The organism is Phaeobacter sp. JH20_34 (assembly GCF_048056095.1).
GTDB classification, from domain to species: Bacteria; Pseudomonadota; Alphaproteobacteria; order Rhodobacterales; family Rhodobacteraceae; genus Phaeobacter; species Phaeobacter bryozoorum.
This window is the reverse complement of record NZ_JAYMWT010000021.1, coordinates 650,413-676,332: the sequence shown is the minus strand read 5'-3', so window position 1 is coordinate 676,332 and position 25,920 is coordinate 650,413. Positions and strand designations below refer to the sequence as shown.

General features: G+C 63.9%; 15 protein-coding genes. 6 read left to right on the top strand and 9 right to left on the bottom strand.

The window, feature by feature from the left end:
• Position 1 precedes the first annotated feature (1 nt).
• Positions 2–6,493, bottom strand: a complete 6,492-nt coding sequence (locus tag VWZ81_RS17770; RefSeq protein ID WP_416542534.1) for a type I polyketide synthase — start codon at positions 6,491–6,493, stop codon at positions 2–4.
• Between the two features lie 266 nt (positions 6,494–6,759).
• Positions 6,760–8,223, bottom strand: a complete 1,464-nt coding sequence (locus VWZ81_RS17765) for a hypothetical protein (RefSeq protein ID WP_416535536.1) — start codon at positions 8,221–8,223, stop codon at positions 6,760–6,762.
• A 164-nt stretch (positions 8,224–8,387) separates the two neighbouring features.
• Between VWZ81_RS17765 and VWZ81_RS17760 the strand changes: the two genes are divergently transcribed.
• Entirely contained in the window at positions 8,388–9,140 is a 753-nt protein-coding gene (locus VWZ81_RS17760; RefSeq protein WP_416542553.1) for a WecB/TagA/CpsF family glycosyltransferase, read from the top strand.
• A gap of 35 nt (positions 9,141–9,175) precedes the next feature.
• On the opposite strand, the gene VWZ81_RS17755 is transcribed toward VWZ81_RS17760, so the two are convergent.
• Both VWZ81_RS17755 and VWZ81_RS17750 read right to left on the bottom strand, forming a co-directional pair.
• The gene (locus VWZ81_RS17755; protein WP_416542533.1) at positions 9,176–10,162 is read right to left on the bottom strand and encodes a glycosyltransferase; all 987 of its coding nucleotides are present in this window, start codon (positions 10,160–10,162) and stop codon (positions 9,176–9,178) included.
• Complete coding sequence (locus VWZ81_RS17750) at positions 10,159–11,274, bottom strand: glycosyltransferase family 2 protein (RefSeq protein ID WP_416542532.1); 1,116 nt, start codon at positions 11,272–11,274, stop codon at positions 10,159–10,161. Before VWZ81_RS17750 ends, VWZ81_RS17755 begins: the two co-directional genes overlap by 4 nt.
• Before the next feature lie 161 nt (positions 11,275–11,435).
• Between VWZ81_RS17750 and VWZ81_RS17745 the strand changes: the two genes are divergently transcribed.
• The gene (locus VWZ81_RS17745; protein WP_416542531.1) at positions 11,436–12,386 is read left to right on the top strand and encodes a glucokinase; all 951 of its coding nucleotides are present in this window, start codon (positions 11,436–11,438) and stop codon (positions 12,384–12,386) included.
• Positions 12,387–12,411: 25 nt separating this feature from the next.
• On the opposite strand, the gene VWZ81_RS17740 is transcribed toward VWZ81_RS17745, so the two are convergent.
• The 3 genes from VWZ81_RS17740 to VWZ81_RS17730 form a co-directional block, all read right to left on the bottom strand.
• Positions 12,412–16,074, bottom strand: coding sequence for a translocation/assembly module TamB domain-containing protein (locus VWZ81_RS17740; protein ID WP_416542530.1), 3,663 nt, complete (start codon positions 16,072–16,074; stop codon positions 12,412–12,414).
• Positions 16,071–17,924 (bottom strand): autotransporter assembly complex protein TamA, encoded by a 1,854-nt coding sequence (locus VWZ81_RS17735; protein WP_340544548.1) that lies wholly within the window; start codon positions 17,922–17,924, stop codon positions 16,071–16,073. The genes VWZ81_RS17740 and VWZ81_RS17735 overlap by 4 nt, the downstream gene beginning before the upstream one ends.
• Positions 17,925–18,153: 229 nt before the next feature.
• Positions 18,154–19,401 carry a urate hydroxylase PuuD gene (locus tag VWZ81_RS17730; protein ID WP_416542529.1) on the bottom strand — a complete coding sequence of 416 codons (1,248 nt, stop codon included), beginning with the start codon at positions 19,399–19,401 and terminating at the stop codon, positions 18,154–18,156.
• A gap of 228 nt (positions 19,402–19,629) precedes the next feature.
• Between VWZ81_RS17730 and VWZ81_RS17725 the strand changes: the two genes are divergently transcribed.
• Positions 19,630–20,622 (top strand): LysR family transcriptional regulator, encoded by a 993-nt coding sequence (locus VWZ81_RS17725; RefSeq protein ID WP_416542528.1) that lies wholly within the window; start codon positions 19,630–19,632, stop codon positions 20,620–20,622.
• Positions 20,623–20,709: 87 nt separating this feature from the next.
• Here the strand turns inward: VWZ81_RS17725 and uraH are convergent, their stop codons facing one another.
• The gene (uraH, locus tag VWZ81_RS17720) at positions 20,710–21,081 is read right to left on the bottom strand and encodes a hydroxyisourate hydrolase (protein WP_340544551.1); all 372 of its coding nucleotides are present in this window, start codon (positions 21,079–21,081) and stop codon (positions 20,710–20,712) included.
• Positions 21,082–21,236: 155 nt separating this feature from the next.
• Between uraH and puuE the strand changes: the two genes are divergently transcribed.
• The 3 genes from puuE (at position 21,237) to VWZ81_RS17705 (ending at position 24,730) form a co-directional block, all read left to right on the top strand.
• Positions 21,237–22,652 (top strand): allantoinase PuuE, encoded by a 1,416-nt coding sequence (gene puuE, locus VWZ81_RS17715; protein ID WP_416542527.1) that lies wholly within the window; start codon positions 21,237–21,239, stop codon positions 22,650–22,652.
• Positions 22,653–22,680: 28 nt separating this feature from the next.
• The gene (locus VWZ81_RS17710) at positions 22,681–23,166 is read left to right on the top strand and encodes an ureidoglycolate lyase (protein ID WP_340546280.1); all 486 of its coding nucleotides are present in this window, start codon (positions 22,681–22,683) and stop codon (positions 23,164–23,166) included.
• Positions 23,167–23,302: 136 nt separating this feature from the next.
• Positions 23,303–24,730 carry a uracil-xanthine permease family protein gene (locus tag VWZ81_RS17705; RefSeq protein WP_340544553.1) on the top strand — a complete coding sequence of 476 codons (1,428 nt, stop codon included), beginning with the start codon at positions 23,303–23,305 and terminating at the stop codon, positions 24,728–24,730.
• A gap of 85 nt (positions 24,731–24,815) precedes the next feature.
• Here VWZ81_RS17705 and VWZ81_RS17700 read toward each other — a convergent pair whose 3' ends face one another.
• Positions 24,816–25,805: a type I glyceraldehyde-3-phosphate dehydrogenase gene (locus tag VWZ81_RS17700; protein WP_416536326.1), complete on the bottom strand. Its 990-nt coding sequence runs from the start codon at positions 25,803–25,805 to the stop codon at positions 24,816–24,818.
• Positions 25,806–25,920: the final 115 nt, after the last annotated feature.

The following is a 25,920-nucleotide window of genomic DNA, read 5'->3' as shown; positions in this document are numbered from 1 at the left end:
GTCATTCTGCCGCCTTTGGCGCGCTTTGGCGCAGCGCGGCGGCGTCGGCTGCATCAAGCCGCGCCTTGACCTCGCCTGCCAGCACGCTGACGTTGGGCACCAGCACCATGCTGTCGTGATCACCCGGCACCTCGACGACCTCGATCGCTGGCGCCCAGCGGGTCCAGTCGTTGTCGTCATAGACATATTCGCGCTCGCGGCTGACCCAGTTCCCTGCCGAGACCTGCCAATGGCGATCAAGCGGCGGGCGGAACAATGTGAGAGGTCCGCTCCACGGGCGCAGCTCATAAGCGGGCAAGGCGGCGCGGAAGGCCAGTTCGACTTTGCGGTTGTTGAACACGGGTGCGCTGCTGTCTTCGCTGGCGGCATACCGGCGTTTTTCGATCTCCCAGGCGATGCGATTGCCGATCCATTCGCCCAGATACCCGATGCCCTTGCGGCGCAGCTCGGCCCATTTGATCAGCGCCTTGTCGCGGTGGTTCAGCTCAGGTCGCATCGGCAACGGTGTGTCCAGCAGGATCAGCGCGGCGGTGTCTTCGCCGCTGGCGCGCAATTGCTGGGCCATTTCATAGGCGGTCAGCCCGCCGCCGGAAAACCCGCCCAATAGATAAGGCCCCTCCGGCTGGATGCTGCGGATTTCGGCGAGATAGTCGCGCGCTGCCGCATCAAGCCGGTCATGCGGGGCGTCGTCGCCGATCAGGCCACGGGCCTGCAGCCCGTAGACCGGGCGGTCCTTGCCAACCATCAGCGCCAGATGGCGCAGGTTCAGAACGTTGCCGAACATGCCGGCCACCAGAAAGAAAGGCCGTCGCCCGGTGCCATCGCCGGGGTGGAGCTGCACCAGATGGGTATATGTCGGCGTCTCGGCCTGGGGCGTGCCTGTGTGGTCGGCAGAGGTTTCGGTGGTGAGGCCGCCGCCGGTGCGGGCGATCACCAGTTCGGCGAGCCTCGCGACGGAGGGGGCCTCAAACAGGGTGGAAATCGCCAGATCGACTCCAAAGCTGCGCTTGATCTGTGCAAAGAGCCGGACCGCGACAAGGGAATGGCCGCCAAGGTCGAAGAAGCTGTCGTCGACCCCGACCTGCGCCACCCCAAGCAGCCGGGCAAACTGCGCCGCGATCTCCTCCTCAACCGCGTTGCGCGGGGCGAGGTAGTCGGTGTCGAGCTGTGGCCGTTCAAAGCTCTGGCTGTCCTCGCGCGCCTGCTGCGGAGGCTGATCGGCCTGTGCCATCAGATCCGGCAGCGCGAGGGAGGATACCACCACCTGCGACAGGCCAGTCGCCAGCGCCCGGCGCAGCGCGTCCGGGCCTTCTTCGGCGCGGATGCCCTGGCTGATATTGCGATGCAGTCGGCGTTCCTCGGGCGACAGCGGCTGTGCGCCCGGCGATGCGGCCAGCCCCAGATCCGCGCCGCTGGCGTCTGCTCCCTCTGCCGGGGCCAGTTTGGTTGCACCGGGCAGCTGCTGCATCTGAAAGCCCCGGACCTCAACCAGCACGGTGCCATCTTCGGTGGTCAGGGTGATGTCGAACCGGGCACTGGTCGCATCGCTGTCCATCAGCCGCATATGGCTGAGCACGTCGCAGGGCAGCGGAGCAAAGACCTCGATACCGTCATAGGACACCGGCACCCAGAGCGCGGCACCGCGATAGGCGGGAATCAGGTCAATCGCCCATCCGGTGGCAAGATCCATCAGGCCGGGTGGCAGCAGCGTGCCGTCCTTGGCGGCGATGGCCGGCAGTTGCAGCCGGGCAATGCCTTCGCCCGTCCCCTGTCGCATCTGTTGCAGGACATGCCAGCGCGGGCCGAACTTCAGATGCGCCTCCTGTGGTGTCCGTAGCCGTTCGCGCTTGGTACAGGGTGACGTTTCGGTGGCCACCGGTAGCAGATCGGGCAGGGGGTGCCGACCGGGCTGCCGCGCCGCGATATCCGTCTCCAGCAGCGCCTGAACATGCAGGGCGTATCCCTCCGCCGTGCGGCTATAGACGGCAAACTCATAACCGCGCTCTACCGGCAGCAGCCGCACGACCATATCGCAGGCGGCTGTCTCCGAGACCACGAGCGGGCGCAGAAAATAGAGATCACGCAGGGCAAAAGGCGCCTCATGCCCCAGTTCGGCAAGTGCCTCGGCGGCATATTCGATATAGCCGGTGCCGGGGATCAATGCAGTGCCATCCTTGGTGCGGTGTTCATCAAGGATCCACTGGTCGCTGCTCAGCCGACGATGAAACAGCACCCCGCCATCCGGGGCAAACTGGCGGCTGTCAAACAACGGCTGATCACAGGGGATCGGATCATCACCGGCCTCCTGCTGGCGGGCGCCAATGGCATCTGCCGCCATGCCGACATCTGCCCAGACCCCCCAATCGACGGCAACGACACGGGTTGTGTTGCCCGCAGCCCCGGCACCGCTGCGGTGCTTGGCAAAGGCGTTGAGATATTCATTCGCGGCGACGTAATCGACCTGGCCGATCGGGCGCGTCACCGTCGAGGAGGAGGAGAACAGCACCATCAGCTCCAGCGTGTCGGTGCCGAAAATGGCGTCCAGTACCCGCAACCCGCTGACTTTCGGGGCGAGCACCTGGGAAATGTCGTCCTCGGTCTTGGCCAGAACCGGCGCGTCATTGATCTGGCCTGCGCCATGGATGACACCGGTGATGGGGCCAAAGGCGGTCTCGGCCTTGGCGACGGCTGCGCGCATCTGTTCGCTGTTGCAGACATCGGCTGCCAGCGGCAAGACCCGGCCCCTGCCAATGGCGTCCAATGCCATCACGGCGCGGATGCGCTGGGCGGTTGTATTGGCCGGGCTGTGGCGGTTCAGATAGCTGTCCCATTGGTCACGCGGGGGCAGGCCACCGCGCGAGATCAGCACCACATTGGCGCCATAGCTCTGCATCAGATCCGCGGCGATGGTGCGTCCGATGCCGCCGTAGCCGCCGGTGATCAGATAGGTGCCACCCTCGCGGAAGCCGGGGAGTGACGATGTGATCTGCTCCTCCTCCGACAGCTCCACAGGGCGCCACCGCAGGGTGTAGCGCTTGTCACCACGCCAGAGTGCGGTGTCATTTGCAGGCTCCGCCAGCAGCTCCTCCAGCAGGCGATCCGCAATCGACGCGGGCTGGTCCTCCGCCAGCCAGCGCCGCAGCCCACCGGGGCGGCGCGGCAGTTCGATATCGACCGTGGCGCAGGTAAGGTCGGGAATTTCGCGCGGCAGCACACCGGCAGGGCCCGCGATCATCGCCTTTTCGGGGTAGGGCAGCGGTTCGTCGCGCAGCTGGGCCGCGCCGGTGGTGAACACTGTCATATGCAGTGGCTGCGGTAGGTCGATCTGGGCCAGAGCCTGCCCCAGCGCGGTCAGCGCATAAAATCCCATCTCCAGATTGCGATCAAAGAAGGAGGCGCCGGGCCTGAAGGTCTCGCCCTCGGTTACCAGCCAGAAATGACCGATACGGCTGGGCAGAAGATCGGCCAGCGCCAGATCGGCAAGCAGCGCATCGTAGCCCGCGCGCCCCTGTTCGGGCGCCAGCATATAGCGGGTTTCGCTCAGTTGCGCATAGGTGTCGCCGGGGCGCACCCGCACCACCCGGTGGCCTGCCTGATCCAGCCTTGCGGCCAGTTCGGAGCAGAGCCCGGCGTCGTCTTCAAACAGCAGCCAGGTTTCGGGCTGCTGATCCAGTTCGCCGGTGACGTCCAGATCGCAGCTTGCCAATGCGGGCCGCCAGCTGGGGCGCGATCCCCAGTGCGACAGCTGGTCGTGGCGGGCCGGGGTGATGATGGCAGCCTCGGCGCGGGCCGGGGCCGCGGGCTCGATGAAATAGCGGCTGCGCTGAAACGCATAGGTTGGCAGCGGCAGGCGCTGACGCCGTGCATCGCCCCAGATCTGATCCCAATCGGCGTCCAGCCCGCAGGCCCAGAGTCGTCCGATCACCCCAAAGAAATAGGCATCATCCGCCATCATCTGCTCGGGATGGCGCAATGAGCTGAGCACCTGACCGGGTTTGATCTTCGGCGCCATCTGCGCCAGCGAGGACAGCGCCTTACCGGGGCCGACCTCCAGGTAGATGCGGTTCGGCACGTCAGCCAGCGTATCAAGACAGGCGGCAAACATGACCGTATTGCGCAGCTGGGCAACCCAGTATTCGGGGTCGGTGGCCTCGGCGTCGGTCAGGATCTGGCCGCTGCGGTTCGACAGGATCGGGCGTCCCGGTGCTGTCAGGGTCAACCCGCGCAGGAACTGGCGGTATTCATCCAGAATGCCCTCCAGCATCCGGCTATGGGCGGCAATATCAATCTGGATCCGCTGGTGATCCACCTCATCGGCGGTGAGCTGAGCCGCAAGCGCATCCAGCGCCTCCTGCGGGCCGGACACGGCAGTGAGGCGTGGGGCATTGACGCTGGCGATGTCCAGATCCGGCGAAAGCCGGGCCTCAACCTCATCCAGTGGAAGGGAAATCGACAGCATCCCGCCGGCAGGCACCTTGTCGAACAGCCGTCCGCGCAGCAGCACCAGATCGATGCAATCCTCAAACGACAGCACACCGGCCAGACAGGCGGCGGTGTTTTCACCCATCGAATGTCCCACCAGCGCGGCAGGGCGGATGCCCCAGCTGATCCAGAGCTGCGCCAGCGCAAATTCCACGATCATGATCAGCGGCAATTGCACCGACGGCTGTTGCAGCCGGGCATTGGCGGCGTCTTCTTCCCCCGGTTCCGGCAGCCACAGCGCGCGGATGTCATAGTCCAGCTGCGCCTGAAGGTGGTCGAGGCCCCGGTCCATCCAATCGGCAAAGACAGGCTCGGTTTCGTAGAGATCCCGCGCCATACCCGCATATTGCGCGCCGCCGCCGGGGAACATGAAAACCACCTCCGGCGGACGGTCGGCGCTGTCGTGGTCAAACACGCGTCTGGGGTCGCCCGCCTCAAGCAGCGCTGCGGCCTCCTCGGCGGTTTCGGCCACCAGGGTGCGACGCTTGGCAAAGCTTCGGCGGCCCTCCTTCAGCGTATAGGCCACATCGGCCAGAGGCAGATCCGGGTTCGCGCGCAGATGCGCGGCCAGGGCACTGGCATTGGCATTCAGCGCGGCCTTCGAATGGCCCGATAGGCAGAGCACCTGAAACGGAAAATCGCTGTCCTCCGGTGCGGGGCGGGGTGCAGCCTGTTCCAGCACGACATGGGCATTGGTGCCGCCCACCCCGAGGGCGTTGACCGCAGCGCGGCGCGGTCCCTTGGCCGAGGTCCAGTCTCGCAACCGGTCATTGACCACAAAAGGCGCGGTTTCAAAATCAATCGCCGGATTGGGTGCCTCATAGCCGAGGCTGGGCGGGATCTGACCATGATGCAGCGACAAGGCGGTCTTGATCAGCCCGGCGACGCCGGCGGCGGTATCCAGATGGCCGATATTGGTCTTGACCGATCCGATACGGCAGTAACCCACGGCGGCGGTGGTTTCGCGGTAGGCTTCGGTCAGCGCGGTGACCTCGATCGGGTCACCAAGATAGGTGCCAGTGCCGTGGCATTCGACATAGTCGATGGTGTCCGGCGGGGTCTTGGCGGCGCGCAGCGCCTGTCGCACGGCGCTGGCCTGCCCCTCGACCGAGGGGGCCAGATAGCCGGCCTTGTCGGCGCCATCATTGTTGATCGCAGAGCCTTTGATCACCGCCCAGATATGATCGCCATCGGCCAGCGCATCTTCCAGCCTGCGAAGGGCAACCGCCCCGGCACCGGAGCCAAAGACCGTGCCCTGTGCACGGTGGTCAAAGGCGTGGCAGTGGCCGTCGGGCGACAGGATCTCGTTTTCCTTGAACAGGTAGCCGCGGCCCTGTGGCAGTTCGATGGTGACGCCGCCGGCAAGAGCCATGTCGCAGTCGCCCTCGCGCAAGGCCTTGCTGGCATAATGCACCGCCACCAGCGAGGTGGAGCAGGCCGTCTGAATGTTGACCGATGGTCCCTTCAGATCAAAGACATGGCTGACGCGGGTCGACAGGAAATCCTTGTCGTTGCCGGTATGGCGCAGCAGGAACATGCCCACGTCATCCACCAGCGGTTTATTGGAGCAGATGTTGAAGTAGAAATAGCTGCCCATGCCGCAGCCCGCATAAACCCCGATGGGGCCGTTCAGGCTTTCGGGCGGGTGACCTGCATCCTCCATCGCGCCCCAGGCGACTTCGAGGAATTTGCGGTGCTGAGGGTCGAGAATGGCCGCCTCTTTTGGGCTGAAGCCAAAGAACTCGGCGTCAAATTCGGCGTAGCCGTCCAGCGCAGCGGTAGCGGCGACGTAATTGGGGTCGGACAGCGTCTCGGGGTCTTCGCCTGCGGCCAGCAGATCCTGCTCGCTGACGGGTTTGATCGATTCCACACCGTCACGCAGGTTTTGCCAGAACGCCTGCGGCGACTGCGCTCCCGGCACGCAGAGCGACATGCCGACAATGGCGATATCGCCGCTGTAGCGTGACGCGTCAAACGGAGTGCGATCTGTGGTTTTCGCGGATGTTTTCAATTGCCCCAATCGTCCTCAACCCATGTGTCCGAAACAAGAGCCTTGCCCGAACGTAACCCTAACCAATCAACAACACTGACCCTGCGAGCGCAAAGGTCTTGCAACAGTGGCACGAATTGGTCCCCAATCTGTGAACAGGGCGTGCGCCCGCTGGCCCCCAAGCCGACGGATTACCCTGTGCGCAGTGTGAACCCTGCAAAATATATACGGTATCGATAGGGACAGATTGTGTCCAATTCGGCCTGAATTGCGAAGAGAATGCGGCATCACAGCACACTGCGCCGTGCCTTGGCCAGCGGCGCGGTGGCGAGCGCCTGATGGCCGTCGAACAGCTGCCGTTTTGGCGTGAACAGGCCGGGGTATCGCAGGCGCTCAGCATAGCCAAGCACCGACCCGGCGCAGAGCCATGTCACCGGGGTCAGCGTCGCGTTCAGCAGCATATCGACCAGCGTCGCCGCCAGCATCAGTGCCAGAGGCGCGGCAAAGGGCGACAGCGTTGCAGCCGCATGGCGGCGCATCTGTTGCCACAGCAGCACCAAGGGCCCGGCCAGAAGGCCCATCTCGGCGATATAGCCAACCCAGCCAAAGGTACCAAAGACAAGGATCCAGCGACCGTCCGGGATCGATTCGATCTCTCCGCTTTCGAGGTTGCGTACCAGATTACGCCCCCAGCCGCCCCAGCCGAACCAGGGTTTGTCGGCGGCGCGATCCAGCATAAGCGCCTCATTGGTGAACCGAAAGCCCAGCGATTGCGCCCGTTCGGGACTGAAGGCCTGGGCCTGCGCAAGGATGGCATCCACGGGCACCAGCCCAAGGTTGCGCAGCATCGGATAGACAATCGCCACCACCCCCAATGCCAGCGCCAGCCGCATCTGCATCCGGTAGGAAGCCATCGCCACAAAGGGTGTGAAAATCAGGCCATAGACCAGCGAGGCGATGCTCTTGCACAGGATCAGCACCGCAAAAAGGTAAATCGCCGCCATGGTATAGCGTCGCTTGTCCGGGCCTTCGGCACTGCGGGCCAGCGATGTTGCGGCCAGCACTGACATCAGCACGAACAGCGCCAGCCACAGGCTATGGGGCAGGAATACAATCGGTCGGAACCCGCCCTGACGCATGGTCTGGCTGAAATCATGCTGAAAGAATCCATAAACCCAGGTGTTGATCTGCGGGCTGAACCGGACTTCGAACAGCGAAGGTATCGAATAGATCAGCCCGGCCACCATCAGCACCATCACCAGCTGCCGCTGCTGGTCGGGATGTGAGAGGTAGCGGCGCGCCAGAAAGAATGGCAGCAAGACGATCAACTGGTTGATCATCACCGATCCGAGGTCGCGCCAGCGCAGCCCGGGCAGGGCATAGGTCGGAAAGACGATGGGTTCGGCGTTTTCAAGAACGCGGAACACGATCGGGTCACCATTGGTCAGGACGGTTGCAATGACCGAACCGAGGAAGAGCGCCACAAGCGCCCGCATCACCGGATGGCGGGGCCAGATCTCCACCCGCTTACGCAGGATATAGACACAGATCACAAAAGCGACGACGGCTGGAATGGAATCCTTGTCCATATCCGGGACCAATGGCAGGTCGAACACCGCAAGCGGTGGCAGGAACAGATAGCCGCCGATGACGCACCAAAGAATAGCCTGCTGCAACGGCAGACGCCGAAACAGTTTGTATGCGATCACCGGCCAGGCGATCAGCATAAGATAGGCCAAAGCATTTGGCATCGCGTGCGGCCCTGCGCTCCTGTATTTGCCCCCGTGACCATAAGTTTAGCCCCAGATGTCTGCGCTGTCGCCCGCATTCGTATTCTGAGGTAAACTCTTGAAACAGATGCAAGGCCATGTGATCGAAGAGGGGCGTCGCTTCTGGCGCATGAGGGGGGATGCGGGTGTATTTTGATATTCAGGACACACGGATTGATGTGAACATTGCCGATCCGGCGCGGCTGGAACAGGCGGTGATGGGGCATTTCCAGACCCGTCGTGGCTTTGCGCTGGCGACGGTGAATTTGGATCACCTGGTGAAAATGCACAGCTCGCCTGCCTTTCTGAAAGCCTATGCCGCACAGGATTTCGTGGTGGCTGATGGGCGGCCCATTGTCTGGCTGTCGCGGCTGGCACAACGACCGGTGGCGCTGATGCCGGGCTCCGACATGGTGCTGCCGCTTTGTCGTTGGGCCGCGCGCGCCGGGGTGCCTGTTGCTCTTGTAGGCAGCACCGAAGCCGCGCTTCAGGATGCCTCCGCGGCATTGAAAGCTGAGGTGCCGGGGCTTGAAATCGCCTGGTGCCACGCGCCGCCGACGGGCTTTGACCCCGGCAGCGAGGCTGCGGAGCAGATCCTGCGCGAGCTTGCGCGCAAGCAGATTGGCCTGTGTTTTCTGGCGCTTGGCGCCCCCAAACAGGAGATCATGGCCGCCCGTGGTCGCGCTCTTGCGCCCGAGGTCGGCTTTGCCTCAGTTGGCGCGGGGCTTGATTTTCTGGGCGGCCATCAGAAAAGAGCGCCCGCCTGGGTGCGCCGATTGGCCCTGGAATGGCTGTGGCGGGCGCTGAGCAGCCCGCGCCGCCTGGGTCCGCGCTATCTGCGCTGTCTGGCAATCCTGCCGGGTCAGCTGCTTCACGCGCTCAGGCTGCGCCACCCCTGACGGAAACTGGCCTGACCTGGCCGGTATAGCGGCAGTTATTTGTACTCCATCAATCCGCGTTTGCGCCCCCGCAGTCGCAGCCAGTGATATTCCATCGCGCCCTGTGCCTCGGCAAATTTGCCGAGAATGGAATAGAATGCGCGACGACGGCCCATCCGGGTAGCCAGCCGCAGGAACTGCACCGGGTAGACCAGCAACAATAGCAGCGCCCAACCGGAAAACGGCAGCAGCATCAGGATGAGGGCCGGGATCCCGGCGCCCCAGATCAGCGCCCGCCGGGTTTCCGCAACCCAATGGCGTTCGGGACCGGCGCCATGCAGCGCCGCCCCCTCGGCAAAGGCGAAACCCGCACGGCGGCTGCGCTGCCACCACTGCGAAAACCGGAGCATCTGGGCATCGTGCAATGTCATCTCGGCATCCAGCCGCCAGATTGACCACCCCGCGCGTGCCAGACGCAGGCACAGCTCAGGCTCTTCGCCCGCGATCAGGTCGTTGCGATAGCCGCCAACCTCCTGCAGGGCGCGAAGCCGCATCAGGGCGTCGCCGCCACAGGCCTTCGCCGGGCCGACCGGAGTGTCCCATTCGTGATCGCAGAGCTGGTTGTAGATCGAGCTGTCGGGGTGACGTTCGCGCCGCCGCCCACAGACCACCGCCAGCCGGGGATCAGCCTCCAGCCGCGCGGTTGCGCTGGCGATCCAGTCCGGCACCACCTCGCAATCGCCATCCACCAGCTGCACATAGGTACAGTCGCCGTCGAGATGGGCCAGACCTGCATTGCGGGCGCGGGCAGCGGTGAACCGCTCGCTCATATCGAGGCTGACAACCTTTACCCCCAGCGCCTCGGCCGCGGCGACCGACCCATCCGTCGACCCGCTGTCGACATAGATCACCCGACGCAGCTGACCTTGCAGGCTGCGCAGGCAAGCCAGCAGCCGCGCCCCTTCGTTGCGGCCGATGACGACGGCATCGACAATCGGCGGCGTCTGGGCGGCGACCGGCGAATCCTGCACATCTCGGGTCATGCTGCGCTCTCGGCCAGATAACGCGGGGAAACCTGCAGGAAACCGGCCTCGCGCAGCTGTTGCGGCCCGGTTTCCGGCCCGTCATAGCGCTGAGCCTTTTCGGACCATAGCCTGAGATCCGGCGTCGTGGCAAAGCCCGCAACACGCAGCGCATCCTCGCCATGGGAGATGGCCGCGCGGGACAGGGAGGCCTGATCCCGCGCCATCGGATCATTGGCAAATTTATAGTGCTTCAGAACTGCCATCGTGTCGGCGACCTGCACACCGGTCGACAGATGCGGATGCACCGCCGGGCCGACGTCTGCACCGACAAAAACCAACGGGTGTTTGCTGAGGCAACAGTTCTCTCCGAAGACGGCGCCGCGAATGCCACCGAACTGCATTCTGGGTGCAGGCGCGGGCGCATCTGGCAGCTGGTTCTGGGACAGGAAGAACCCCAGCCCGGTAGCCGGATCATGATAGGGTAGCGCGCGCACCGCGCTTATGTCGTAGTGGCAGAAGCTCTGCTGCACCTCCGGGTAGGCGTGCTGCGCGACCGATTGCAGCGGCGCCTTGGGAAACATTTCCAGCATCTGCGCCATCATCGCGCTATACCCATGCCGATCCAGATAGCGCACCAGCCCGGTCAGGCCGAGCTGCGCCTGCCCCTCGAATTCAAGGATTTCGTCCATATCGGCGAAAAGACACCAGCGACCGGCGCAAAACTTCCGCGCCGCATAACCGCGAAAGATATTTTCAAAGCGGCCCCAGGGCAGGCGGGATTGCAGCACCGTGACATCCGGTTCTGCCGCTAGCCGGGCCAGCGTGTCGTCGCTGGAGCCGGTGTCGCAGAAGACGAAATGCGCCGCCCCAAGCGCGCGGTAATGGGCGAGAAAAACATCAAGGTAATAGGCTCCGTCCCGCACCAGCGCGACCACGGTAACCGCTTCGCGCGGTTGATGAATTTGGCGCGGCCCCGACAGGTGCCGGAGCGTTGCACGAAACCGCAGGCGATCAAATGGCATGACGATCCTGCTGTCGAACCGATCCGCAAGACGGGCACGAAACCGGCGGGTCAACCCATCGGGCGCTTTCGGCGCGGCGGGGCTGGGAGGATCATCTGTGCCGGTCATCGTGGCTCCTGGTCGGACAGTTCCAACTGTGCAAAAACATCGATCCGTGGCAAGTATATTGCATTATGTTAGCGCTAAAACTATGACCGTCGCAGAATTGCATTTCGACGCTGAATACGGCAGTGTCTCGCAAAAATCGGACATGCAGAGGGACAGAGCACATGGGCTCGGACATGACAGTGCTGGTTGGCGACGTGGGCGGCAGCAATACGCGGCTGGCCCTTGCCGGTCCTGAAATCGGCGTCACGGCGCTGCAAAGCTTTGCTAATGATAGCTTTTCCAGTCTCGATGACGTGCTTGCGGCCTATTGCTCGCAGCCCGATCTGCCGCCTTTGGCCGGTGCCTGCATCGCGGTGGCGGGGCCTGTCTATGGCAATGAATATCAGCTGACCAACCGCAACTGGCAGGGGACGGCAGCGGACCTGGGTCAGCAGTTGCAGCTAGGCGAGGGCGCGCGGGTTGACGTGATCAACGATCTGGCCGCGCTCGGGCATTCGCTGCCCGCACTGATCCCCGGCCAGCTGTCGTCGCTGCGGGCGGGACACCAGCGCGGACAGCAGGCGCTGGTGGCTGGCATCGGCACCGGCTTCAACGTGTCCTTGTCGGTGGATGGCCACACTGCCGAAGCCGAGATGGGCCATACCAGCCTGTCGGCGCCTGTCGCGCGTGGTCTGGTCGAACGGCTTGGAGAGCGAGCTGCCGGTTTTGCAACCAATGAGGATCTATTCTCGGGGCGCGGGCTGGTGCGCTATCATCAGGCGCTGCATGGCGTCGCGGCAGAGGGCGGCGCGCAGATCGTCGCGGATTATCTTGCCGATGCCGACAGCCCTGCCGCCGAGACGGTGACCAGCTGGGCGCGGCTGCTGGGGGATTTTGCCCGCGAATTGGTGCCGACCTATATGCCGGGACAGGGGATCTTTTTTGCCGGCAGCGTGGCACGGGGCGTGCTCGGCACCCCGGCCTGCGAGATTTTCCTCAAAAGCTTCCTGCAACCTGCGACCGGCGTGCAGAGCCGGTGTGAAACCACGCCGCTGTGGTTGATCACCGACGATGCCGCAGGCGTCAGCGGGGCGGCGCGTTTTGCAATCGAAATGGCCGGCCGCAGCCGCTGAACCGCGCCCATGGCTGGGGCGCAGATCAATAGTCGCGTTTGAAGAAGAGGCCGATCCCGGTCTCGCCTTCGCCATCCACCTTGCCGGTGACGGTGAGGCTCTTGCTCACATCCAGATTGATGCTCAGCTCACTGTCGCCGCGGGTGTTGACATTGAAATCGGTATAGACGTTCTCCGACACATAGCCGCCGATATCCAGAAGGCCCGCGCCGATATTGTCGAGACCCAGCTCAACATTGCTGGCGCCGGTTTCATCGCGCAGTTTGCTCTCGGCCCGATTGCTGCCGCCGCGCCCGCTGAGCGTAGCGACGGAGCTCGCCAGCCGTGCCAGCGCCAGCGGGGAGAGGTCCTGAATATTGTCGCCAAACAGCAATAGCGCCAATGCCTCCTCGCTTGGGCGTTCCGGCTCGGAGGTCACCTTGATCGAGGGGCTGTCGATCAGCCCGGAGAGTTCGAGCGTCGCGGTGCCTTCGGAGGTCGCTGCCGAGGAGCGCAAGAGCAGATAGGGGCGCAGGTCGCCTTGCAGGGTGATCTGCCCCTCATCAAGCGCCAGCCGTCGTCCAAGAATATCAAAGGTGCCACGGATCAGGCTGATCTGGCCTGATGGCGCCAGGTTCGCGGTGCTGCCGCGCAGCTGGATCTGGCCGCCCAGCTCGGCACGAACGCCACGCCCACGGGCGTTGATGCGATTGGGCGCGCTGATCAGCACGTCAAGCAGGGTTCGGCCAGCGCCGCCACCGCCGCCGCCGGTGTTGATCAGCCCGGCACGGGCGCGCGTGCGGCGCACCTCGGCAGGCTCACCCTGATGGCGGATATCCGGGATCGGCGCTGCGGTAACGGAGCCGCCTGCGGTCGCAAGGTTGATATTGGTCTCGCCCACATCAATCCGCCCTGACAGGCTTTTGGTTCCGATCAGCCCCCCGGTCAGAGACAGCGCACCAGAGAGTTGCGTGTCATAGGACAGCTGATCGCTGAGACCGACATTGGTGAGCGCAATCTGCAACTGCGCATCAAAGGGCGCGATCAGCCCGATGGGTCCGCTGACCCGCAGCTGGCCGCCATCGCGGGGCTGCGCCGTCAGCTGAAGATCGGCTCTGGACCGCGCAATAGAGACGGTGGCGGTGATGTCATCTATCCGCTGGGCGGCAGCCGGAATTGCCAGCGACGTCCCACTGGTACGGATCTGCCCGCTGAGGTTGGCCAGCGATGGCTCCCCTTCCAGCGAGAGATCGAACTGGGCGGGGCCACGGATCAGATTGGGTGACATGAAGGGGTTCAGCCCCTCCAGACGCAGCTGTCCCCTGGCATCAATATCGGCACGGCCCTGCACCTCGTCCCAGCTGCCCGCTACGGTGCTGGTGACGCCAGCCGGGCCAATCGCGCGGCTATCGATCTGCCAGACCCCATCGCGGCGACGGGCGGTGCCTTCGGCGGTCAGCCGCCCCGGCAGCCCGGGAACGAAGCGCTGTACCTCGGCCACCAGCGCGTCAAAGGTAATATCAGCGTCCCCTTTGTTTTCGGAGACCGTACCATCGAGATCAGCCGATAGCCCCGCCGGTCCTTCGGCCGCGCCGTCAAAGGTCCAGACCCCGGCGCGGCGGCTGGCAGTGCCCTTGGCGCTCAATGATCCGGCGAGGGTCGGTACAAAACGTTCAAGCGCGTTGATCGCGGCGTCGAACTCCAGATCGCCATCGCCGTTGATATTGATCTGGCCGGTCAGTTCCGCGCGGGAGGATTTCGGGCCTTGCAGCTCGGCAATGCCCGAAAACGTCTGGTTCTCGCGGGTGATATCCGCGCTGAATTGCAGCGCTCCGGGGGCCTGCGGCAGGACCTTCTCCAGCTGCTTCAGCGTGGCGCCGAGGGACAGGTTGCCGCTGGTGCTGCCCAGTTGCCCATTGGCCCGCGCGGTCAGCCCTTTGGCCTCCAGCGCGAAGCGGTCGATGCTGAGCCCGGCCTCGTCCCGACCGGCCTTGAGCGCAATGGTGGTGGTGCCGCCGATCAGGTCATCGACAGGCCTCAATCCCGCCGAGAGGTCCTGACCCCGAACTGCGAGGTCAATGTCAAAGGCCCCAGACAGCGGGGTGGTGGAGCCGACGGCCTTTGCCGTCATCCGCCCGTCCAGAGATTGTCCCGCAAGGCTGGAGAAACGCGCAAGATTCTGGGCGTTGGCGTCAATATCGGCGGAGATGCGCAGCCCGCTTTCCAGACCGTCGATGGTGACCGCGCCGGTCGCACCGTAATCCGCGCCCAACAGCAGCATATTGGTGATACGCAGCGCGCCGGGTCCATCTGTGGTGACCTGCCCGTCAAAGGTGATTGCCGCCCCCAGGGCCTCGGCCAATGCAGGGTCGGTGGGGCGCAGCCCGGTCAGCGCGGCGGCGATCTGCCCATCCAGCGCCAGACCGCTGCTCTGGTCCAGGGTGCCGGTCATCTCCAACTCGGCACGGGCAATGCGCAGCGCGGGGTTGGCCAGCCGTTTCATCCGTGCGGTCACGGTCCAGTCGCGGCCAGCGGGTTTCCGTGCATGGAGCGCAAGGTCGGTGACCGTGGTCGAACCGCCTGCCACCGGCAGGACCACCGCTTCCTGTCCCGGCGGAGGGGTGACCGCAGCGCTCAGATCGGCGCTTTCAAGTTCGCCACCGGCGGCCATTTCAACAAAACCGGAAACCTCCAGCGCCTGTGTCGAAAGCGCCAGATCGTCGATCATCACCCCGCCCATGGCGCGGGTCTGGCCGCGCAGCCGGGCGCGCATGTCTGGGCCGAAGAACGGCTGATAGACCGGATCGACCAGCGCGGTGATATCGCCGTTCAGATCCGCACGAAAGCCAATGGGGCGGCTGCCCGCGCTGGGATCCGCCGGGGCGTCGCCGGCAGGCGACAGAACAACAGTACCGCCGAGGCGTCGGGTGCCGTCGGTATCCAGTGCCAGTTCGGCGCTGAAATCCTCAACCGGTCCGCGTCCTTGCAGGGCGAGACGGATATCGGGGCCGCCTGGCAGGCCAAGCGCGGTGGACACAAGCCCGCCGTCTTCCTCCTGCAACACCATATCAACCGTGATGTTGCCGGTGTCATTGGCAAAACCCGCCTCCAGGGTGAGCTGATCACTGTCGCGGTCCAACCGGGTGATCTGCAAGGCGCTATCGAGCGCGCCATTGGCAAGGCTCATCGAACCATCAAGGGTCAGCACCGCCGCCACCCCGACCAGATCCTGCCCAAGTGTCAGCCGCCCAACCTTGATTTCACCGATATTGATCGACACCGGCAGCTCCGGCAGCTGGAACGGCGCCGCCTCGGGGGTTGGCAGGTTGGGGTCGTCCAGCGGCGCAGCGGGTGCGCGTTCGATATGAATGCGATCCGCCTTTAGCGTGTTGATGGAGAAATCACCGCGCAGCAGGCCTAGGCGGTTCCAGTCCAGTTCTGCGCCCTCAATGGTCAGCCAGATGCCTTCGCTATCTGCCACGGTCAGCTTTTGCAGCGTAGCCTGAGAGGACAGCGCTCCCTCCAGCCCGGTAACGCGGATCGCGCGGCTCTCGCCCGAGAGCGTGTCTTCGAGAAAATCAACCAGCAGGCCACCGCTCTCTTGGCGCTCCTGCGCGGGTGTTTCCAGAGGGGCCATTGTCAGCGCCACAGCAACGAGCAGCGGCGAGAACAGGGTGGCAGGGCGGAGGGCTGCGAGAAGATGTTTCAAAATGCCTGTCCTATCCCGATGTAGAATTGCAAGCCGTCGTCGCTGCCACCGTCTACCGGATAGGCCAGATCCAGACGGATAGCGCCGATCCCGGCCACGTCGTAGCGCAGCCCGAACCCGGCGCCGGCATGGCGGGCCGAGTCCGAGGAGACAAAACTCTCCGCATCCACCAGCCCGACATCGTAAAAGCCGACCAGGGTGAATTTCTCGCCGATCCGCCCGCGTACCTCGCCCGATAGGGCCAGATAGCCGCGCCCGCCGGAGATCCCGCCCGCCGCAGGCACGCCCAGCGACTGGAACTCCTGACCGCGCACCGATCCTGCGCCGCCGGAGTAAAACAGCAGGGTGGGCGAAACCTCAGACAGCGACGGGCCGATCACCGATCCCATCTGCAACCGCCCGGCCAGCACGATGCGGTCACTGCTGCCAAGCGCCTTATAGGCGCGCCCGTCGAATTTCAGCTGAAGCCCGGATTTGCTGCCATCCACGCCGATAAAGGGCAGGGCGCGGGCATCCAGATAATATCCGCTGGTGGCGCTCAGGCTGCTGTCGCGCCCGTCGTATTCCGCCCGCAGCTGCCCGACCAGATATTTGAAACGTCGCTTGCCGAAGACGTCTTCGGCGAGCACGCTCTCAAAGCCAACGGAGGCCTCGGCAAAAAGCTGGTCGGAATAGACCCGGCGCAGACCGACCGCGCCCAGTCCACGGGTGGCGGTGTAATGTTCTTCGTCCAGCCTCTCGGCCTCAAGCAGGTAGAACTGGCTGTCATCGGGACCAAAAGCGGCAGGCCGGTCCAGCCGCAGCGCCACGCGCCCGTCCAGATCATTTGCACTGCCAATGCCCGACAACCGGGCCTCAAATCGCAGGCGCTCCGCACCGCCAAAGAGATTGCGGTGCATCCAGGAACCACTCACCTCCAGCCCGTCAGAGGAGCTGAGCTCAGCCCCAAAGGTAAATCGCCGGGGCGGCTGATCCTCGATCCTGGCGACATAATCCAGCGTACCGTCGGGATTGGCGCGTTCGGCAGGGCGAATGGTGACAGCGGCAAAAGCCCCGGTGCGGCGCAACCGTGTCGCGGACCGCGACAGAAGATCGGGGTGAAACACCTCGCCTGTCGGGAAGCCTGCGATCCGCTGTATCGCCTCTGCCCGCACGTTCGAGGGGGTGGCCAGTTTCAAACGACCAAAACGCAGCTGCGGTCCCGGTGCCAGGCGCAGACTCGCATTCAGTCTGGCGGCCACATGGTTGGCGGTGATCGACTGCGCGCCGACCTTGGCCTGCGGGTGACCGGCATAGCGCCAGTTTTCCACACCCGCGTTTGCGGCATCGCGCAGGACTGCGGTGGTGGCGGTGCGACCGGTGGCAAATTCTTCGGGGATCTCAACCGCTCGTCGCTGTGGGAGGGGGGCAATCTCAGCGGTGCCAAAGGTGAATTTCGGACCTGCCTTGACGGTGATATCTATCTTCTTGATCTCACGCGGAAGGTTCAGGGGCTGGATCCGGGCCGCCTCGCGCCCATCGACGCTTATCTGCACCACCGGTGAGAAATATCCCTGATCGTAAAGCACCTGCACCAGCGTGCGATAATCCGAGAGCGCCGCCGCCATCAGCGGCTGCACGCCGGTCTCGCCGCGTGCGCTGGTCGCCAGCGTGGCAGAAGCATCCTGCAGGAGGTCGCGCAAATCGCCGTCCGACCCCGGCGCGACCAGCCGGGCGTCCGCCGCAGACAGCGCCAATGTGCCGCCAAAGAACAAGGCCGTTGCCAGGGCGACCTTGCGGCCCAGCTGAGCAAAACCCCGAGGTTGAGTGACATGGCAAAGGGAGCGGCGGAAGGATCGGCGATAGAACATGGGACGCTCCGGACAGGCTACAAGATCGGTCCCCGGTCTCGGGCGGATCGGCGCTGACGCCACCGAGACATGTGGACCGGGATCAGACCTAACATAGGGCAAACCCGGTGTGTAACGTCAATGTCGCGTGATAGGTTCCCGCGCCAATTCGTGATCAAGCCTCTGACAGATCGGCGACAGATCGGCGCTGATGCGCGCCCCCGGTCGGAGCTGACGGGCTGACGACCGGCTACATCTGCGCGGCGCGGAACCAGGCCCGGATCGCAGCGCGATCCTCGGGCGCCATATAGGTGATATTGGCAGGTGGCATCGCATGGGTCACACCCGCCTGCAGATAAATCTCACCGGCGCGGCGGGCCACATCCGCTTCGGTCTCCAGCAAGACACCCTTGGGGGCGGTGCGGATCCCGTCCCAGAAGGGTTCGCGGGCATGGCACATGCTGCATCGGCCCAGAACGATTTCATGCACCTCGGCAAAGCCTTCGGTCTGGGCCATGGTCAGCGCGGTGCCGCTCAGCGCGGTGCCGCTCAGCGCGGCCTCCTCCGGGGCATCGTCGCCCTCATGCTCAAGCCCCAGCGACGACAGGATGATCACGCCCAGGAACAACAGCGCCGTCGCCAGCCAGGTCCAGGTCGGATCACCGGCACGGGCGTGGCGTGTGTTGAAATAATGCCGGATGGTCACCCCCATCAGGAACACGAGCGCCGCGATCAGCCAGTTGTATTCGCTGGCAAATGCCAGCGGGTAGTGGTTCGACAGCATCAGAAACACCACCGGCAGCGTCAGATAGTTGTTATGGGTCGAGCGCAGCTTGGCGATCTTGCCATATTTGGCGTCCGGCGCGCGGCCTTCCTGCAGATCCTTCACCACGATGCGCTGGTTGGGCATGATGATGAAAAACACATTCGCCGTCATGATGGTGGCGGTAAAGGCACCGAGATGCAGCATCATGGCGCGACCGGTGAACACCTGATTGAGACCCCAGCCCATGGCCACCAGCATCACGAACAACAGCACCATTAGCAGGGTCGGGCGCTCAGCCAGACCGGATTTGCACAGACGGTCATAGACCAGCCAGCCCACCGAGAGCGTCGCGACTGAAATCAGGATCCCCTGCCACAGCGCCAGATCCGCCTTCGACTGGTCGATGAGATACAGCTCGCCACCGACCCAATAGACCACCATCAACAGCGCAAAACCCGAAAGCCATGTCATATAGCTTTCCCATTTGAACCAGGTCAGATGGTCAGGCATCTCGGCGGGGGCGACCAGATATTTGCGGATGTGATAAAAACCGCCACCATGGACCTGCCATTCCTCGCCATGGGCGCCCACCGGCAGATCCGGTGCCTTGCGCAGCCCCAGATCCAGCGCGATGAAATAGAAGGAGGAGCCGATCCAGGCGATGGCGGTGATCACATGCAGCCAGCGGATGGCAAAGCCCAGCCAATCCCACATCATCAACAGCTCAAACATTCAGATCCGGTCCTTTGTCGCCCAATGCGCATTGCTGCGGCCGGGGCTGGGTTAACAGTCAGTCGCTGCGCGTCCTGCGGGCGCCGATGCCGCCCGGTGGTTCGGGCCGGGCGGGGCGCAATCTGGCCTAGCGCAGCCCTGCCACACTAGGCAAAGCGGGGTTTCTTCGGTATTCCCATATACTGCCAAACTGTATCAAAAAATCTGGAACAATCGCAGGCCTCTGTCATGTCTTACCTCGACAATATCCGCACCTTCGTTCGGGTCTATGAACTGGGCTCGATGTCTGCCGCAGGGCGCGACCTCAGGGTGTCGCCTGCAGTCACCTCGGCGCGGATCTCGCAGCTGGAGGAATACCTCGGCGTGCGGCTGTTCCAGCGCACCACCCGCAATCTGACCGCAACCGAGCAGGGGCGTGCCTTTTATGACGGGGCGGTTGCGGTTTTGGATGCGGTGGATCTGGCGGAGGCCAGGGTGATGCATCTGACCGATACCCCGCGCGGCACCCTGTTTGTGGCGGCACCTCTGGGGCTGGGTCGGCGGCTGCTGGCGCCGCAGACGCCGGAATTCCTGGCCACCTACCCGGAGATCAACCTGCGTCTGCGGCTGTCGGACCGTGCGGTGGATCTCACCAGCGAGGGGCTGGATCTGGCATTCTTCCTGGGCCAGCCAGAGGACAGCAACCTGCGCATTCGCAAGATTGCGGATTGCCAGCGGGTGCTCTGCGCCGCGCCCGCCTATGTCGCGCGGCGCGGGTTGCCCGCAGATGGTGACGCGCTGCTGCGGGATGGGCATAATTGTCTGAACCTGCGCTACCCCGGCGCCAGCGAGTTTCAGTGGCTGTTGCAGACCGGCGATGGCCCGCGCCGTTTTGCGGTGAGCGGGCGCTACGAATGCGATGATGGCGATGTGCTGACCGATTGGGCGCTGGCAGGGGAGGGCGTGATCCTGAAACCCCTCTTCGAGGTTGCCGAGCATCTGGCGGCAGGACGTCTGGTGCCGGTCGCCGAGGCCACGCCACCGGTGCCCGTCCAGCTGGCCTGTCTTTATACCCATCGCCGCCATCAGGATCCGAAGACCAGATTGTTCATGGAATATATGACCGCGCGGCTCGCCTCAGTGCTGCGTGTCGATGGGCTGCGTGTCGATGGGCTGCGTGTCGATGGCGCGCAACCGGGGCGTGCTGCCGACCCCGCGCAGGCAGGAACGCCCGAGACCTGAGCGACCCGCAGCAGCTCCCGCCCGCCCCGGCGCTCCTGTCGGAGCGCCGTGTCCGTTGGGCATGGCCGCGCCAGGGCGCGGTGGCGCTCAGCTGCCGCGATAGGTGGAATAGCCGAAAGGCGACAGCAGCAAGGGCACGTGGTAATGCGCGCTCTCATCGGTGATGCCAAAGCGGATCGGAATTTCGTCCAGAAACAGCATCTCGCCGGAGGCCTGGCCGTTGGTGCGCAGGTATTCCCCGGCCTCGAACACCAGCTCGTAGAGACCGGTCACAAAATCCTTCTTCGGCAGGATCGGACTGTCGGTCCGCCCATCGGCATTTGTCAGCATCTGCGCGATCTCGGTGCGCCCGCCTGCATCCAGCCGATACAGCCGGATCGGCAGTCCGGCGGCGGGGCAGCCGCGCGCGGTGTCCAGCACATGTGTGGTGAGATACCCGGGCTCTGTCCTTGTGCTCATTCTTAAGTCCTCCTGCTATGGGGCTACCTCTGCCTGATGGCGGCGGGGCCTGCAAACCTGTGCAATCTGATAGTGTATTCGGGAAAATTTGAAAGATAGCCGTGATCTTCTGCCATAGTAATGACCTGGAGTTGTTTGAAAAGAGGCCCCCGGCAATGAACAGATACCCCCGCAACATGATCGGATATGGCGCGACGCCGCCCGATGCAGCCTGGCCCGGCAATGCCAAGGTCGCGGTGCAGTTCGTGTTGAACTATGAAGAGGGCGGGGAGAACAATATCCTGCATGGCGATGCGGGATCGGAGGCGTTTCTGTCTGACATCGCCGGGGCGGCGCCCTGGCCAGGACAGCGGCACTGGAACATGGAATCGATCTACGATTACGGCGCCCGCGCCGGGTTCTGGCGGCTGCATCGCATGTTCACCGCTGCGGATATCCCGGTCACCATCTATGGTGTTGCCAGCGCATTGGCGCGCTCTCCCGAACAGGTCACGGCGATGAAGGCTGCGCAGTGGGAGATCGCGTCGCACGGGCTGAAATGGGTCGAACACAAGGATATGGCAGAGGCCGACGAACGCGCCGCCATTGCCGAGGCGATCCGCCTGCATACCGAGGTGGTCGGAGAGCGCCCGCGTGGCTGGTACACTGGCCGGTGCAGTGAGAACACCGTGCGTCTGGTGGCTGAGGAGGGCGGCTTTGACTATATCTCGGACACCTACGACGATGATCTGCCCTATTGGCTGGAGGTCGGCGAACGCGATCAGCTGATCATCCCCTATACGCTGGAAGCCAACGACATGCGCTTTGCCACCGCACCCGGCTACATCACTGGCGAACAGTTTTATCAGTATCTCAAGGACGCCTTTGACCTGCTCTATGCTGAGGGTGAAGAAGGTGCGCCGAAAATGATGTCGATCGGGCTGCATTGCCGCCTGATCGGCCGCCCCGGCAAGGCGGCGGGGCTGAAACGGTTTATCGACTATATCCGGGGGGTCGACGGGGTCTGGTGCCCGCGCCGCATTGATATCGCCGATCATTGGGCGAAAACCCATCCACATCAGCGCCGTGAACGCCCCAGCCAGATGAGCCGCGCGCGATTTGTCGAGGCCTATGGCGGGATCTTTGAACACTCCCCCTGGATTGCCGAACGGGCCCATGATCTGGAACTGGGACCAGCCCATGACCGCGCGGCGGGGCTGCATAATGCGCTGTGCCGGATGTTCCGCTCTGCCAGCGAGGCGGAGCGGTTGGGCGTGCTGACAGCGCACCCGGATCTGGCAGGCAAGCTGGCCGCCGCCAAACGTCTCACGGCGGAGAGCACCAGCGAGCAGGCCTCCGCCGGGCTGGATGCGCTGACTGATGCGGAACGCACACGGTTTACGCAATTGAACAGCGCCTATGTGGAAAAACACGGCTTTCCCTTCATCATTGCGGTGCGCGACCACGATAAGACGTCGATTCTTGCAGCATTTGAACGGCGTATCTCCAATGATCGCGACAGCGAATTTGCCGAAGCCTGTCGGCAGGTCGAACGTATCGCCGAGTTCCGCCTGCGGGATGTGCTGCCGTGAGGGACTGCCAGCTATGCCGGAGACCGCGATGAAGATGCTTGAGATCCAGCCGATCACAGCCGAGGGCTTTGCCCCCTTTGGCGATCTGATCGACTGCACCGGAGCGCCGGACAAGATCATCAACCAGGGGCTCTGCGGACGGTATCACGATCGGGCCACCATGGAGTTCAGCGCCGGTCGTGCGGGTCTCAGCCTGTTCAACGCCGAGCCGCGTGAACTGCCGATGCCTCTGCGGATGGTCGAGCGCCACCCGGACGGCAGTCAGGCCTTCATCCCGATGAGTGAAACCGGATTTCTGGTGATCGTCGCCCCGGATCGCGGTGGTGTGCCGGGACTGCCGCTTGCCTTTGAAACGCAACCCGGACAGGCGATCAACTTCCACCGGGGCACTTGGCACGGGGTGCTGACGCCCCTGACGGCGCCGGGCCTGTTTGCCGTGGTGGATCGGATCGGAGAGGGCGCCAATCTGGAAGAACACTGGTTTGAAAGCCCCTATCAGGTGATCCGACCCTGATCTGACAATCAAAGGCGCAGCGACCCAGCGGGTCTTGCGCCTTTTTCTTTCGCAACAGGCACTCCGCCAAATGAGAGTGTCATCACAACACCGACCAAGACCAACAGAATAAGCAACAACAGAGAGGACCAGATCCATGGCCGATGGCTCAATCGGAACGCCGGCGCAGCTGCGCGATCCCAATTACACTCCACCGCTGGCAAAGGCTGTGCCACTGGGCATCCAGCATGTGCTGGCCATGTTTGTCTCAAATGTCACCCCGGCGATCATCGTGGCCGGGGCGGCGGGATTTGGCTTTGGCTCTAATTCCCCCGATTTTCCCGAACTGCTCTATCTGATCCAGATGTCGATGCTGTTTGCCGGGGCGGCGACGCTGCTGCAGACACTGACCATCGGGCCGATTGGTGCGGCGCTGCCGATTGTGCAGGGCACCAGTTTTGCCTTCTTGCCGATCATGATCCCGCTGGTCGCGGGCAAGGGGGTTGATGCGCTGGCGGCGCTGTTCGGCGGGGTGCTGATCGGCGGGCTGTTTCATGCCGCATTGGGGCTGGTGATCGGGCGTATCCGCTTTGCCCTGCCGCCGCTGGTCACCGGGCTGGTGGTCACCATGATCGGTCTGGCGCTGGTCAAGGTCGGCATTCAATATGCCGCCGGAGGCGTGCCAGCGATCGGGACACCGGAATATGGCTCGCTGCTGAACTGGTCGGCAGCGCTGGTGGTGATCATCGTCACCCTGGGTCTGAAGTTCTTTGCCCGCGGGATGCTGTCGATCTCGGCGGTGCTGCTCGGGCTGATTGTCGGCTATCTCTATGCGATGATGATGGGTATGGTGACGGTCGAGGCCATTGGCACCAGCTGGTCGCGCGCCAGCGCCTTTGCGCTGCCGATGCCGTTCAAATACGGGATCGAGTTTTCCTTTGCCGCGATTGTCGGTTTTTGCCTGATGGGGCTGGTATCGGCGGTTGAAACCGTGGGCGATGTCAGCGGTATCGCCCGTGGCGGTGCAGGCCGGGAAGCCACCGACAAGGAGATCTCCGGTGCCACCTATGCGGACGGTTTCGGCTCGGCGCTGGCGGGCGTGTTTGGCGGGTTGCCCAATACTTCCTTCAGCCAGAACGTGGGCCTGATCGCCATGACCGGCGTCATGAGCCGTCATGTGGTCACCATCGGCGCGCTGTTCCTGATCCTCTGCGGGCTGGTTCCGAAGGTTGGTGCGATCATCCGCACCATTCCGATTGAGGTGCTGGGAGGCGGTGTCATCGTCATGTTCGGCATGGTGGTGGCTGCTGGTATTTCGATGCTGTCGGATGTCGACTGGAACCGCCGCAATATGGTGATCTTTGCCATTTCCCTCTCCATCGGATTGGGGCTGCAGCTGGAACCGGGTGCGGTGCAGCACCTGCCGGATACGCTGCGGGTCCTGATGACCTCGGGCTTGCTGCCGGCGGCGCTCATTGCTGTTGTGCTCAATCTGGTGCTGCCGCAGGAGCTTGCCAGCGAGGCCACGGAAGAGGTCTCTGGCGGCCTGTCAGGACAGGGGCGCGGCAGCCTGCCGGGCGAGTAACCGCAGCTCTTGAGTGTGCAACGAACAGGGGCCGCAGCAGATATGCGCGGCCCCTTTGTTCATGGTCGCAGACAGTCGCCTCTTTTCAGCTCTGCCCTGCCATCAGCGCGGCCATATCCAGCATTCGCGCGGAAAATCCCCATTCATTGTCATACCAGCCAAACACCCGCAGCTGGTGATTGCCGATCCGACGGGTTTCCGGTCCGGCAAGGACCAGCGATTCAGCTCGGGCACGCAGATCGGATGAGACCAGCGGCTGCTCGGTCCATCCCAGAACCTGCGAAGCCTCGATCGCAGTGCGCAGGGTGGTATCGGCGAAGTCTGCCGCCATCGGGTGGCTGGTCCTGACCACCAGATCCACCGCAGACACGCTGGCGGTTGGCACTCGCACCGCAGCACCACTGATGCGACCAGCCAGATGCGGCAGTACCTCGTCGATCAGATGGGTGGCAGAAGTCGTGGTTGGCACCATCGACAGCGCCCCGGCACGGGAGCGGGCAAAATCGCCGCGCGGTGCGTCCACCATCGGCTGCGAATTGGTGTAGCAGTGGATCGTGGTCATATGGGCGCTGTCGATGCCCAGCAGCATGTCCAGCAGCTTGACCAGCGGGGCCAGCCCGTTGGTGGTGCAGGAGGCATTGGAGATGATCGCGCCATCGCCCAGATCGGCCTCGTTTGCGCCCAGCACAATCGTGCGTTCGGCGGCGGGCGAGGGGCCGGAGATCAGCACCTTGCGCGCCCCGGCCGTCAGCCCCCGTCCCGCCACATCCGATGTGCGCGCGATGCCGGTGCATTCCAGCACCACATCGACGCCTGTCAGATCCAGCGTGCTGAGGTCGGCTGTCTGGTGGAACCGGATCACCCGGTCGGCAATCCGCAGGTTGTTGCCCTCGATCGCAACCGCGTCGGGATAGGGGCCAAAGGTGCTATCGTATTGAAACAGATAGGCGCACATGTCCAAGGGTGCGATATCGTTGATGCAGACCAGCTCAATCCCGGCACCGCGCGGCGTCGTCAGGATCTGGCGCAGAATAGCGCGGCCGATGCGGCCGAATCCGTTGATTGCAAGTTTCATGGCCAAGCTATGACAGGGCGCGGCGCGCGGCTCAATCCGCTAGAGCGGCAATCCTGCTCCGGTTTCGGTCACAATTTCCCGCGCGGTGTTTCAAATCGACGCCTGTGCCGCGGGG